A 12,491-nucleotide genomic window follows, 5' to 3' on the forward strand; every position below is an offset into this window, starting at 1 on the left:
ATTTCCCTTGCAATCGGGGGGAAATCGGGCTATAATGTGGCATATTCCAAGCATATGGAGCTGATGGCATTGGCAAACGAAAAGACCCAGGAGCAGGAGCTGGAGGGGAAGGACGCCCTGAAGGTGGACCTCTACTTCTGGTTACAGGCCCTGGTGATGGTGCTGGTGGCCCTGATCCTCATTTTCACCTTTGTGGGGCGCATCATCGGCGTGGTGGGCTCCTCCATGTATCCCACCCTCCACGACGGGGACCTGCTGCTGCTGCAGAGCATCGGTTATACCCCCAAGCAGGGAGACGTGGTGGTACTCACCAAGGAATTTGACGCCTCCGAGGGCCCCATCGTCAAGCGGGTCATCGCCACCGGCGGTCAGCACGTGGTCATCGACTACGACGCGGGCACCGTCACCGTGGACGGCGTGGTGCTGGACGAGCCCTATATCAACCCCGAGGAGGATATGCGCCAGCCCGGCGGGGAGACCCTCACCGACGTGGTGGTGCCCCAGGGCTCCATCTTCGTCATGGGCGACAACCGTAACCACTCCTCCGACAGCCGGGACGTGACCCTGGGCACGGTGGACGAGCGCTATGTGCTGGGCCGGGCCCTGTGGGTGATCCTGCCCTTCCAGGATTTTGGGGCCATCGCCCACGGCGCTCAGGCATAAACGCAGAAAAAGGCCACAGACAGTTTGTCTGTGGCCTTTTTTGTGTCTTTTAAAAGAGCCAGAAGATCTGTTCCTCCGACAGGGTCATGCCCACCTTGCGCTGGAGAGTCAGGGAGGGATGGTTGTCCCACCACACCTGACCATAGGGGTATATCCCCTGCTCCAGACAAAAGGCGGTCATGGACAGCAGCAGGGCCTCTCCGATGCCCCGGCGGCGGTACTGGGGCAGCACCTCCAGCATCCCCATGGACCCCTCGATGTGGGTGGCGATAAACCCGGCGGGCTGCCCGTCCACAAAGGCCCCCAGCATCCCCCGGTCAATGGCGCCCCGCATATAGTCCAGACCCCCGAAGGAGTGGCTGTAGTGCTCCTCGGCCCACTCCGCCCAGCTCTGGTCCAAACGGCGGATCTCCCCGTCAAAGGCGGGGACGGTGGGCATCTGGTCGCTCATCCAGGCCGACTGGTGGCAGATCTGTTCCGTCTGAAACCCGAAGTGGGCGGCCAGTTTGTCCTTGTACCACATCTGATGGCCGGTGAGGATCATGCACCCCTCCATCATGGGGAGCATCTCCTCCAGGGCGGCGGGGGTTTCCGCGTCCAGGAACCACACCTCGCTGGGGGGATCGTAGAGCAGCACCCCGTCGGGCCCCGCCCGGCGGATCTGGGCGGTCCCACGACGGAGCACCTCCAGCATATCGATGTACAAAAGCCGGTTGCCAGACAGCCGGGCCAGAGCGGTCTCTTCTAGTGTCATGCCTTTCCTCCTCGATATAGCGGCAGGGAGATGATGAAGCTGGTCAGCTTGCCGTTGCTCTCGCAGCGGATGGAGCCGCCGTGGAGCTCCACGATCTCCTTGGCGATGGCCAGACCCAGCCCCGCCCCGCCGGTGCGGGTGGAGCGGGCGGCGTCCAGTCGGTAGAATTTCTCAAAGATGTTGGCCAGTTCCCCCTCGGGGATCTCCAGCCCTTCATCCTGAATGGTGATCTCTGTGTAGGAGCCCATGGCACGGGCCACCACGTCCACGGTACCCCCGGGGATGGAGTAGCTCACCGCGTTGCGCAGCACGTTGTCGAATAACCGGGCCAGCTTGTCTGGGTCTCCCCGCACCACCAGATGAGGCTGGATATCGGGGACGCAGGTGAGATTTTTTTCGGCGAAGAGGGGGTAGAACTCGTCGGAGAGCTGCTCCAGCAGCATGGACAGCTGGATGGGCACCTTCTCCCCCGCTCCGCTGTCGAGATCCATTTTGGTGATGTCGAAAAACTCCCCCAGCAGTTCCTCCAGCCGCAGGGCCTTGTCCAGGGCAATGCCGGTGAACTTGGCCCGCTGCTCCGGGGCCAGACCGGGGTCGTCGTGGAGCAGGGTCAGATAGCCTACCACGGATGTAAGGGGAGTCTTGAGGTCGTGGGCCAGAAAGGCCACCAGATCCCCTCTGCGTTGCTCCGCCTCCTGGGCGGCCCGCTCCCGGGCGGCCAGCTGACGGCGGATGGCGTTCAGGTCGTCCTGAATGGGGGAGAGCTCCCGGGGCAGGGCCACCGGGTCCTCCCGGTCCTCCACCAGGCGGCGGGTGGCCGCCCGGATGTCCTCCAGCCAATGGGTGAACCGGCCCATGGCCAGATAGAAGGCGATGAGCATGAGTACCATAATGCAGACGGTGAGGATCTCCTGCTTGTTGTTCCGGATCAGGACCTGATAGAGGCGGACGGCTTCCTCCGGGCTCTGGCCAAAGAGGGTCTGGGCCGCCCACAGGAAGAACCGGGCAAAGGGGTCCTGGAGCACGCCGTCAATGACCACCTCCAGCAGGAAGATGCCGGCCGCTCCGGCGATGAGGGTGCCCACAATGACCACCAGCAGCATTTTCAGTTTGAGACGGGTGTATTTTCCCTTCATGCGGGCCCCTCCTTTTCCTGGGCGTGGTGGCGGGCGGCGGAGCGCTTGGCGAACCGGCCCACCGACCAGGCGCCGCCCAGGAGCAGCACCTCCAGGAAGGAGGCGAACCGCCACAGCACCATGCCCACCGCCAGATGTTCCCCAAAGATGGGGCCCATGAACAGATAGAAGCTGCCCTCCGCGCCGCCGGCGTTGCCGGGCAGCATAATGATGCGGGAGAGCACCATCACCAGGCACTGTACCATCACCAGCTCCCAGAAGGAGAAGCCGGTGAGGCCCAGACCCCGGTAGAGGAAGAACGGGATGGAGAAGAGGGCGGTGAGCTCCACAAACATCCCGGCGTACAGCCATACCAGCAGCCGCTTGTTGCCCTGGAAGGCCCCCAGCTGCCGGCAGAACTCATCCACCTTGTTCATGCCCTTGTCCACCATGCCCTCTCTGGCCATCACCTTCCAGTGCCGGGACAGGAAGGTGAGGATGTGGCGGATGAGCCGCTGGATGGGGGCGGGACGGAGGGCGGTAAAGACCGCCAGACCGCACAGGAACAGGTAGAGGGCGATGAGCACCCCGGCCCCTGCCACGGCGGCTCCCAGACCGGCCTTCCGCCAGATCAGCTCATAGGCCAGGGCGGCCACGGCGTAGCCGGTGTATACCATGGTGTTGGCCACCGCCTTCCAGGTGTAGATGGAGGCGGTATAGGTGGCGGACATCCCGGCGTCATACATCAGCTTGAGCTGGATGGGAGCTCCGGCGGGGCCCAGCTTGTAGTAAAATTCCCCGATATAGGCCGCGTCAAAGCAGCCGGTCAGATTCATGGGACAGCCGGCGGCCTTGCCCATGCCGTAGAACAGGATGGCGTCCACGCTCTCGCTGAAGGGGATGCACAGGGCGGCCAGCAGCAGCCAGCCGGGCTGCACCTGGGCCACCAGGGTCCGCAGATCCATGGTGCGCGTCACATGGACAATGAGCGCAATGAGAATGATGCCGCCGATGCTCAGGCCCGCGATGGAAAAGATACGGTTGAACAGGGCGGCCTTGCTGTGCTTTTTCGTAATATTCACTCCATTCTAATACGCCCGGCGCAGGGTGCCGCCGCAGGTGCAGCGGTAGCGCTCCGGATGGGCCACCAGGGGGGAGCGCCGGGCGCGGGGGAACTGCCGGCCGCACTTGGTACACACCACCAGATGACGGATGGGACGGATATCCTCCACCCCCAGCTGGTCACAGGTACCGGTGCGGGAGATGGCATAGCCGTAGGCGGCGTTCATCTGCCCGGCGTAGGCCTTCCACCGGACGCCGTGGTCCCGGCAGCCGGGGCAGGTGTGGAGCACCTCGTGGGCCAGGGTTTGGAGGCAGGCCTCCACCGGGGCCTCCAGCAGCCGCTGGGCCAGCTCAATGCGGTAGGTGCCGTCGGCCTGCCGGATGCAGCAGCCGAACCGGGTCACCGCCCGGCGGTTGAGGCGTACCTGGGGGAGGATATGGGGAGAGACCGGGATGCCCAGGGCTTTGGCCTGGGCGACCACCCGGGCCAGCAATGTATCTGCGTTGTGCATGGAACAGCCCTCTCTCTGGAAGAATCAAAATTGTAGAGCTATATTGTACCACCAATGGCCGGAAAAGTCACCATCACCCACTGTTGTGGGCTTATCTTATGATTTTGTGACATTTTTCCCGTCTGCTTGACGGAAATACAACCGGGCCGGTATAATTGAGACAAAAGGAGGGATGGCTATGGAGGCCAACATTCTGGTGGTGGACGACGAGCCCGAGATCGCCGATCTGGTGGAGGTCTATTTGCAGAGTGAGGGCTGCACCGTCTACAAGTGCAATACCGGCACCCAGGCCCTGGCGGTGGTGAACAGCCGGTCGGTGGACCTGGCCATCCTGGACGTGATGCTCCCCGACATCAGTGGTTTTGTCCTGTGCGGGGAGATCCGCAAGGACCACCATTTCCCGGTGCTTATGCTTACCGCCAAGGCGGAGGATATGGACAAGATCACCGGGCTCACCATTGGGGCGGACGACTATATCACAAAGCCCTTCAACCCCCTGGAACTGATGGCCCGGGTAAAGGCTCAACTGCGCCGCTATACCCGCTACAACGAGGCGGACAAGGGGGACAGCCGGGATATTCTGGACTTCAACGGACTGGTCATCAACCGCTCCACCCATGAGTGCACCCTGTACGACAAGGAGCTGGGCCTCACCCCCATCGAGTTTGACATCCTGTGGATGCTGGCGGAAAACCGGGGTCAGGTCATCTCCGCTGAGCGGCTCTTTGAGAGCGTGTGGGGGGAGAAGTACCTGGACCGGAACAACACCGTCATGGTCCACATCCGCCGCCTGCGGGAGAAGATGGGGGAGCCGTCCCGAAACCCCAGATTTATCAAAACGGTGTGGGGTGTAGGTTACAAGATCGACTAAATTTCCCGTCCCCTCGGAGAGCGGAGGGGGGGCCGCGGGGGGAACTGGTTCCCGCCCGCGAGCGCGGCTTGGCGCTCTGCGCCGGACTTCCCGCAGGAAGTCCCCGCGCTTGCATGGGGGGTAGGATATAAGATCGACTGAATCCTCCCGCCTGAAATTTTTTGAAAAAATTGCGAAAAAGCTGTTGACAAAATGGGACACTTCGGATATACTATCTCTTGACCTGTTCGTCCGGGTGCAAATGGCGGCATAGCTCAGGTGGCTAGAGCATACGGTTCATACCCGTAGTGTCCCCGGTTCAAATCCAGGTGCCGCTACCAGACCCAAAAGACGGCACGTGCCGTCTTTTGGGGTCCCTTTTCCGAGCGTTCGGCCCGCTTGGGCAACATGGCCCGTTGGTCAAGTGGTTAAGACACCGCCCTTTCACGGCGGTAACACGAGTTCGAGTCTCGTACGGGTCACCAATATGGAGGCGTAGCTCAGCCGGTAGAGCACTTGCTTCACACGCAAGGGGTCACAGATTCGAGTTCTGTCGTCTCCACCATTAAAAAGGACATCCGATAGGATGTCCTTTTTTCTTTGCTTTGAAGGGCAAAAGAGGGCCTGTTTGGCGCTCAGAATAACAGAAGGGGACATACTGCAGCAAAATGCAGTACGTCCTTTTGATTTATCTGAAGAATGGATGCAGCGGAGCCCCTCATAAAAATGGACCAAATTTGGATAAGCGGAAAATATTGCATTGGAATATATTGTGTATAAAAGAATAAAGTGATATATTGGAAATTACGGCCATGCCGGGCAGCCGTCAATCTTCATCCGGGATGTATTCCAAAATATCCTCCACCCGACAGTCCAGGATCTCGCACAGTGTGTTCAGCGTGGTGGTGGTAATGGCCTTCCCGTGCTTCATGCGGTGGATGGTGTTGGCGGTAACACCCTGCTTATAGATTAGATAATATTCGGTAATGCCTTTGCGGTACAGAGTCTGATAAAACGGACTGTAGCTGATCATAGTGTATCACCCATAACAGGCTATCATGCTCTATATCTTGACTATACCCTATTTGTAGAGTATAATGCCTGCGTGGATAAATTTCCCTGGCGCAGCACATCCCAAAACAACAAGGAGTGAAAGAGATGAAGAAGAGAAAAATCCTGTCCTCTGTGCTGGCTGCATCTATGGTGCTTTCTATGGTGCCTGTAACAGCTTTGGCTGTGGATGGGGACGATGGTTCCCAGGTCCAGGAGGTCAGCATTGACACTGCCGCTGAACTGGCCCAGGCCATTGCCGGCCAGCAGGACGGCCAGGTCTGGAAGCTTGCGGAGGGTGCCTACAACCTGACTGAGGCGGACCTTGCCCTGTACGCAAACAAGGACTGCGGTGGCCAGACCGGCTGGTATTTCCCGCTGACTGCAAATAACCTCACCATTATTGGCGAGGGTGATGTGACCATCACCAGTGATGTGAAGAGTCCCAACGCCAACTGGGCCACCCAGGACTTTGTGTCTGTCTGGGGCAACGACATTACCATCGATAATGTGGATATCCTCTCCAAGGACACCCAGAATAAGGCCATTGAAGTCATGGGCCAGGACTTTACGCTGAAGAATTCTGAGATGAAGAGGGTCAACGAGTGGGGCAGCGGCTCCATTATCTTCAATTCCCAGGCAGAGGGCGGCGACATTGGTACGGCTACCCTTGAAAACGTGAAGCTGTACTCCTGGATCTCTACCAACTACTCCAAGACCGGCACGCTGAACACCAGCAATGTGACCGTCGACTTTACCGACAACAGCTATGCCGGCTATACAGATCCTAGTCATCCCGAATGGGGTTACGGTTGGTGTCCTGGTATTTTCAACCACAAGAGCAATGTTACGGTCAACAATGACAACCTGACTCTGCTTGTGGATGACAAGATCAATCTGGCCGGTCAGGTGCTCAACACCAACACCCAGCCGAATACGACGGTCGTACTCAAGGAAGGTACCTACGACGGCAATATCACCATTGACAAGTCTGTTATCCTCAAGGGCGCCAACGCCGGTGTGGGCGGTACTTCTGAGGCGCGCGGCAATGAGAGCGTAATCACCGGCAAGATCAATGTTGTCGGTCAAGACCTGGATGTCGTGCTTGATGGCCTGAAGTTTACCGAGGCTGGCTGCATTACCTCTGCCAACAATAATGCGGGCACTGATCTGACGGTCCAGAACTGTGTGGCCGATGGCCTGACCAATACCTTTGTTTACACCAGCGGAGCGGACGACGCCCGCATGGGAAAGATCACCGTTCAGGATAATAAAGTAACCAACATTACCGGTAGCAATCTGTCCGCCTGTAATCTGTGGAATGCCAGTGAGCACGAGATTACCGGCAACTACGTGGAAAATATCAATTTCCATGCCTTTAATCTGGACAGCACCATTGGTAATGTCCTCTTTGAAAACAACACCATCAAGAATACCGGCAAGGGCGGCATCCAGCTGGCCAACTATACCACCGGTGAGTCTGTGATTATCCGTGGCAACACCTTTGAGAATGTGGCCAATCAGCCGTATTATAACGATGATGAAGCTGAGGGCCTGAACTATGCCGCTATCCGTGTATATTCTTCGGGTGAGAATACCGATAAGGGCATTACGGCAAATATCGACATTACGGAGAACAGCTTTGTTGGCAATCCTATTTCTATCTGGGTTACCAGCCGGAAGACGGTTGATAGTGCCGTTGAATACTTTGATGTGAATGTTGAGGCCCACAAGAATAAGTTCGAGATGACCGAAAACTCCATCTATGCCATGTATGTAGGTGTTGCCAATGGTGTGGATGCCTCGGAGAATTACTGGGGAAGCGCTGATCCTCAGTTTGGAAAACTTGTGTATACGGTGGAAGGTGCAGAAGGCAATGTGACTACTGAGCCTTACTATGTAGCCGAGACGATGCGTCCCGAGGACCTGAACACTTACAGTTCCGGTTCCACCTCCTATGCCATCACCGTGGACAAGACCGACAACGGCACCGTGATCTCCAGCCGTACCCGTTCCTCCAAGGGCCTCACTGTCACCCTGACCGTGAAGCCTAACGAGGGCTACAAGCTGGACACCCTCGCCGTTACCGATAAGAACGGCAGCGAGGTCAAACTCACCGACAAGGGCGACGGCAAGTACACCTTCACCATGCCTGGCTCCGCCGTTACCGTGAAGGCTTCCTTCACCAGGGACGACGCTCCCGTGAACACCGGTCTGCCCTTCACCGACGTGAAGGCCGACGACTGGTTCTATGAGGCTGTGAAGTACGTCTATGACAACAAGCTGATGGATGGTACTTCCGCCACCACCTTTGCCCCCCTCATGACCACCAACCGTGCCATGATCGTCACCATCCTGTGGCGTCTGGAGGGCCAGCCCAAGACCGACGCCACCCTGTCCTTTACCGACGTGGAGAGCGGCGTGTGGTACACCGACGCTGTGAACTGGGCCACCTCCAAGGGTATCGTCAAGGGCTACAGCGACACCGTGTTTGCCCCCAACGACACCGTGACTCGTGAGCAGCTGGCCACCATCCTGTGCCGCTATGCCGAGTACAAGGAGTACGATGTGACCGCCAAGGGCGATCTGACCACCTTTGCCGACGGCAGTACCGTGTCTGCCTGGGCGGCTGACGGTATGACCTGGGCGGCTGGCGCCCAGCTGATTACCGGCAAGGACGGCGGCAAGCTGGATCCCACCGGCACCGCCACCCGCGCTGAGGTTGCCACCATCCTCATGCGCTTTGTGGAGAGCGTCAGCAAGTAAAGACACAAAAAACGGCCGCCTTCGGGCGGCCGTTTTTCCTTTTTGGGGGAGAACCCGGCTTGACAAAGCAGGGATGCTCATGCTATAAAAATAGTATCATATGACTGACGGATAATGTGGAGCCTACCACATGGAGTATGATAGTAAAAAGCCGACCGTCTGGGCGAGAAAAGCCCGGACTGTCGGCTTTTCTTTCTGCAAAAAGGAGGTATGGTTCCCTATGACACAGGGGAGGGTCCACTCCCTGGAATCCATGGGGCTGGTGGACGGCCCCGGCATCCGCACGGTGGTCTTTTTGCAGGGATGCGCCCTGCGCTGTCGCTACTGTCACAACCCGGATACCTGGGCGGCGGAAGGGACGGCAGAGACGGTCACGCCCCGGCAGCTGGTGGAGCGGCTGGTCCGCTTCAAGCCCTATTACGGCAGCACCGGCGGAGTCACCTTCTCCGGCGGGGAGCCTCTGCTCCAGCCGGAGTTTCTGGCCCAGTGCCTGGCGCTGTGCCATGAGGCTGGCATCCACACCTGCCTGGACACGGCGGGGTGCGGTCTGGGGGAGTATGAGGCCATCCTGGCCCACACCGACCTGATCCTGCTGGACGTGAAGCACTACACCCCGGAAGGCTGGCGGCAGGTCACCGGCGGCTCCATGGCGGCCTTTGACTGTTTTCTGGAGCAGGCCCAGCAGGCTGCCGTTCCCCTCTGGGTCCGCCATGTGGTGGTGCCCGGTCTCACCGACGGGGAGGAACACCTTGCCGGGCTGGAGGCCTATCTGAAGGGGGTGAAGCACATCCGGCGGGCGGAGCTGCTGCCCTACCACACCCTGGGGGTCCACAAGTACGCGTCCCTGGGCCTGCCCTATCCTCTGGAGGGGGTGCCCCCCATGGAGGGTGGGGTTCTGGAGCAATGGAACAAACGCCTGAACCGCACCTGCGTTCAGGCCTGAGAAAAGGAGTCGTCATATGAGCATTGATGTAAATTGCACCGCCTGGCAGGGGTTTCGCACCGGCGAGTGGCGGCATTTGGTGAACGTCCGTAATTTTATCCAGAAGAATTACACTTCGTATTCGGGAAATGGGGATTTTCTGGCCCCTGTTTCCACAAAAACGGCGGCAGTGTGGAAAAAAGCTGAGGCCCTCATCATTGAGGAGGTGAAGAAGGGGATCATTGATGTGGAGACAAACGCTGTCTCCGGCATCGACAACTTCGCCCCCGGTTACATCGATCAGGAGAACGAGGTCATTGTGGGTCTCCAGACCGACGCGCCCCTCAAGCGCATCGTCAACCCCTTCGGCGGCATCCGCAACGCCACCTCCGCCCTGGAGCAGTACGGCTACCAGCTTGACCCGGAGATCGAGCGCCACTTCCGGCTCTACCGCAAGACCCACAACGAGGGCGTGTTCGACGCCTACCCCCAGCGTACCCGTCTGGCCCGGACGGCGGGGTTGCTCACCGGCCTGCCCGACGCCTACGGCCGGGGCCGCATCGTGGGCGACTACCGCCGTGTGCCCCTGTACGGCACCGACTTCCTCATTGAGGAGAAGCAGGCCGACCTGGATCGCATCGACGGCCCCATGACCGACGAGCGCATCCGCCTGCGGGAGGAGGTCCAGATGCAGATCCGGGCCCTGGAGGAGATGGCCCGTATGGCGGCCAGATACGGCTGCGACATCACCCGCCCGGCGGAAAACGCCCACGAGGCGGTGCAGAACCTGTATATGGCCTACCTGGCGGGCATCAAGGAGAACAACGGCGCTGCCACCTCTCTGGGCCGGGTGTCCACCTTCCTGGATATCTACATCCAGCGGGACCTGGACAACGGCGTGCTGGATGAGCAGGGGGCACAGGAGCTGATCGACCAGTTTGTTATCAAGCTGCGGCTGGTGCGCCACCTGCGTACCCCGGAGTACAACGAGCTCTTCGGCGGCGACCCCACCTGGGTCACCGAGTCCATCGGCGGCATGGGGGTGGACGGCCGCACCCTGGTGACGAAAAACTCCTTCCGAATGCTCCACACCCTCACCAACCTGGGCACCGCCCCCGAGCCCAACCTGACGGTGCTGTGGAGCCCCCACCTGCCTCAGGGCTTCAAGGACTACTGCGCCAAAATGAGCATCGACACCGACTCCATCCAGTACGAGAGCGACGAGCTCATGCGGCCCATGTATGGCGACGACTACTGCATCGCCTGCTGCGTCTCCGCCATGGCGGTGGGCAAGCAGATGCAGTTCTTCGGGGCCCGGGCCAACCTGGCCAAAAGCCTGCTGTATGCCATCAACGGCGGCGTGGACGAGAAGAAGGGCATCAAAGTGGTACCCGACATCCAGCTGGACACCGACCAGGTGCTGGACTACCCCAAGGTGCTGGGCAACTACAAAAAGGTGCTGTCCTATGTGGCGGAGCTCTATGTGGACACCATCAACATCATCCACTATATGCACGACAAGTACGCCTACGAAAGCAGCCAGATGGCCCTCCACGACACCCTGGTGGAGCGGCTGGCCGCCTTCGGCGTGGCGGGCCTGTCCATCGCCGCCGACTCCCTGTCCGCCATCAAGTTCGCCAAGGTGCGCCCCATCCGCAATGAAAACGGCATCGCCGTGGACTTTGCAGTGGAGGGAGACTTCCCCAAGTACGGCAACGACGACGACCGGGTGGACGACATCGCCGTGGAGCTGGTGTCCTACTTCTCCGCCGAACTGAAAAAGCACCCCCTGTATCGGAACGCCATCCATACCCTGTCCGCCCTCACCATCACCTCCAACGTGATGTACGGCAAAAAGACGGGGGCCACCCCCGACGGCCGGAAGGCGGGGGAGCCCTTCGCCCCCGGCGCCAACCCCATGCACGGCCGGGACAAGAGCGGCGCTCTGGCCTCCCTCAACTCGGTGGCCAAGATCCCCTACCGGGCGGTGTGCCAGGACGGCGTGTCCAACACCTTCTCCATCGTACCCTCCGCCCTGGGCAAGAGCGAGGGCGAGCGGGTGGACAACCTGGTGCACATTCTGGACGGTTACTTCCTCCAGGGGGCCCACCATCTCAACGTCAACGTCATGAACCGGCAGCTGCTGGTGGACGCCATGGAGCATCCCGAGCAGTACCCCACCCTCACCATCCGGGTGTCGGGCTACGCGGTGAATTTCTCCCGCCTGAGCCGGGAGCAGCAGCTGGAGGTCATCAAGCGGACCTTCCACGAGCAGATGTAAAAAGGGCATAAAAAACCGCCCTGCCGAAGCAGGGCGGTTTTTCGTTCGTTAGAAGTACTTCTTGATGCCTTCGGTAGCCAGAGACTCGTCAGCGCTGATGGTGACGGTGAACTTGATGTTGTTCTTCTCGGAGAAGCTGTTCAGCCAATCCAGGAACTCTTCCACAGAGTGGTCAGTAACATCGGTGGTCACAATCTTGGTCAGGCTGTCGATGAACACATGGGTAATATCGTAGTTGCCGGCATAGAGGCCGCTGATGAAGCCCTTCATAAAGTCGAAGTTGCAGACATCAAAGTGGCTGGCCTCAACCAGGCGAATTTTATAGTGAATGTCATAGGTCAGCTTGGGGCCGCGCTCAATGCAAACGACGTTGCCGTTCTCGCTGTGAACAGCGGAGTTAATGAGCTCGATCATCTGCTTGGTCTTGCCGGTGCCCTTGACCCCCATGATCACTCTCACCATAGTTATCACTCCTTACTTTGTAACGCCGGGACCACCCCGGCCTGGTGCATTTAT

The 12,491-nt window shown here is 59.5% G+C and carries 11 protein-coding genes, 3 tRNA genes and 1 riboswitch; of the genes, 8 read left to right on the forward strand and 6 right to left on the reverse strand.

Translation table 11 applies throughout. The features are described from left to right. The first annotated feature begins 69 nt into the window (after window positions 1-69). Window positions 70-663 carry a signal peptidase I gene (lepB, locus tag WHJ28_RS12130; protein WP_425461138.1) on the forward strand — a complete coding sequence of 198 codons (594 nt, stop codon included), beginning with the start codon at window positions 70-72 and terminating at the stop codon, window positions 661-663. 49 nt (window positions 664-712) lie between these two features. Here lepB and WHJ28_RS12135 read toward each other — a convergent pair whose 3' ends face one another. The 4 genes from WHJ28_RS12135 to WHJ28_RS12150 are packed head-to-tail and all read right to left on the reverse strand — an operon-like array spanning window position 713 to window position 4,106. Further along, complete coding sequence (locus WHJ28_RS12135; RefSeq protein WP_340042385.1) at window positions 713-1,417, reverse strand: GNAT family N-acetyltransferase; 705 nt, start codon at window positions 1,415-1,417, stop codon at window positions 713-715. Continuing rightward, window positions 1,414-2,553 (reverse strand): sensor histidine kinase, encoded by a 1,140-nt coding sequence (locus WHJ28_RS12140; protein ID WP_340042386.1) that lies wholly within the window; start codon window positions 2,551-2,553, stop codon window positions 1,414-1,416. Before WHJ28_RS12140 ends, WHJ28_RS12135 begins: the two co-directional genes overlap by 4 nt. Then, entirely contained in the window at window positions 2,550-3,614 is a 1,065-nt protein-coding gene (locus WHJ28_RS12145; RefSeq protein ID WP_340042387.1) for a lysylphosphatidylglycerol synthase transmembrane domain-containing protein, read from the reverse strand. The genes WHJ28_RS12140 and WHJ28_RS12145 overlap by 4 nt, the downstream gene beginning before the upstream one ends. A gap of 6 nt (window positions 3,615-3,620) precedes the next feature. Beyond that, window positions 3,621-4,106 carry a SprT-like domain-containing protein gene (locus WHJ28_RS12150; RefSeq protein WP_340042388.1) on the reverse strand — a complete coding sequence of 162 codons (486 nt, stop codon included), beginning with the start codon at window positions 4,104-4,106 and terminating at the stop codon, window positions 3,621-3,623. Window positions 4,107-4,284: 178 nt separating this feature from the next. Here WHJ28_RS12150 and vanR point away from each other — a divergent pair, with 178 nt between their 5' ends. The 4 genes from vanR to WHJ28_RS12170 all read left to right on the forward strand — a co-directional run bounded on the left by vanR (window position 4,285) and on the right by WHJ28_RS12170 (window position 5,521). Further along, window positions 4,285-4,977, forward strand: a complete 693-nt coding sequence (gene vanR, locus WHJ28_RS12155) for a VanR-ABDEGLN family response regulator transcription factor (protein ID WP_340042389.1) — start codon at window positions 4,285-4,287, stop codon at window positions 4,975-4,977. Between the two features lie 243 nt (window positions 4,978-5,220). Further along, window positions 5,221-5,297, forward strand: a tRNA-Met gene (locus tag WHJ28_RS12160). A gap of 69 nt (window positions 5,298-5,366) precedes the next feature. Further along, a tRNA-Glu gene (locus WHJ28_RS12165) sits at window positions 5,367-5,441 on the forward strand. Between the two features lie 4 nt (window positions 5,442-5,445). Further along, window positions 5,446-5,521: transfer RNA gene (locus WHJ28_RS12170), tRNA-Val, on the forward strand. Between the two features lie 261 nt (window positions 5,522-5,782). Here the strand turns inward: WHJ28_RS12170 and WHJ28_RS12175 are convergent. Further along, window positions 5,783-5,989, reverse strand: coding sequence for a helix-turn-helix domain-containing protein (locus tag WHJ28_RS12175; RefSeq protein ID WP_340042390.1), 207 nt, complete (start codon window positions 5,987-5,989; stop codon window positions 5,783-5,785). 125 nt (window positions 5,990-6,114) lie between these two features. Between WHJ28_RS12175 and WHJ28_RS12180 the strand changes: the two genes are divergently transcribed. From WHJ28_RS12180 to pflB, 3 genes are all read left to right on the forward strand, one after another. Next, a complete protein-coding gene (locus tag WHJ28_RS12180) occupies window positions 6,115-8,772 on the forward strand; it encodes an S-layer homology domain-containing protein (RefSeq protein WP_340042391.1) in 2,658 nt (885 codons plus the stop codon). Between the two features lie 90 nt (window positions 8,773-8,862). Further along, window positions 8,863-8,944, forward strand: a riboswitch (ZMP/ZTP riboswitch). Between the two features lie 48 nt (window positions 8,945-8,992). After that, window positions 8,993-9,715: a pyruvate formate-lyase-activating protein gene (gene pflA / locus WHJ28_RS12185; protein WP_340042392.1), complete on the forward strand. Its 723-nt coding sequence runs from the start codon at window positions 8,993-8,995 to the stop codon at window positions 9,713-9,715. Between the two features lie 16 nt (window positions 9,716-9,731). Further along, a complete protein-coding gene (gene pflB, locus WHJ28_RS12190) occupies window positions 9,732-11,975 on the forward strand; it encodes a formate C-acetyltransferase (protein ID WP_340042393.1) in 2,244 nt (747 codons plus the stop codon). 48 nt (window positions 11,976-12,023) lie between these two features. On the opposite strand, the gene WHJ28_RS12195 is transcribed toward pflB, so the two are convergent. Next, window positions 12,024-12,437, reverse strand: coding sequence for a hypothetical protein (locus tag WHJ28_RS12195; RefSeq protein WP_340042394.1), 414 nt, complete (start codon window positions 12,435-12,437; stop codon window positions 12,024-12,026). Between the last annotated feature and the right edge of the window lie 54 nt (window positions 12,438-12,491).

The sequence above is a fragment of the Flavonifractor porci genome (genome assembly GCF_037572415.1).
Lineage (GTDB): Bacteria > Bacillota > Clostridia > Oscillospirales > Oscillospiraceae > Flavonifractor > Flavonifractor porci.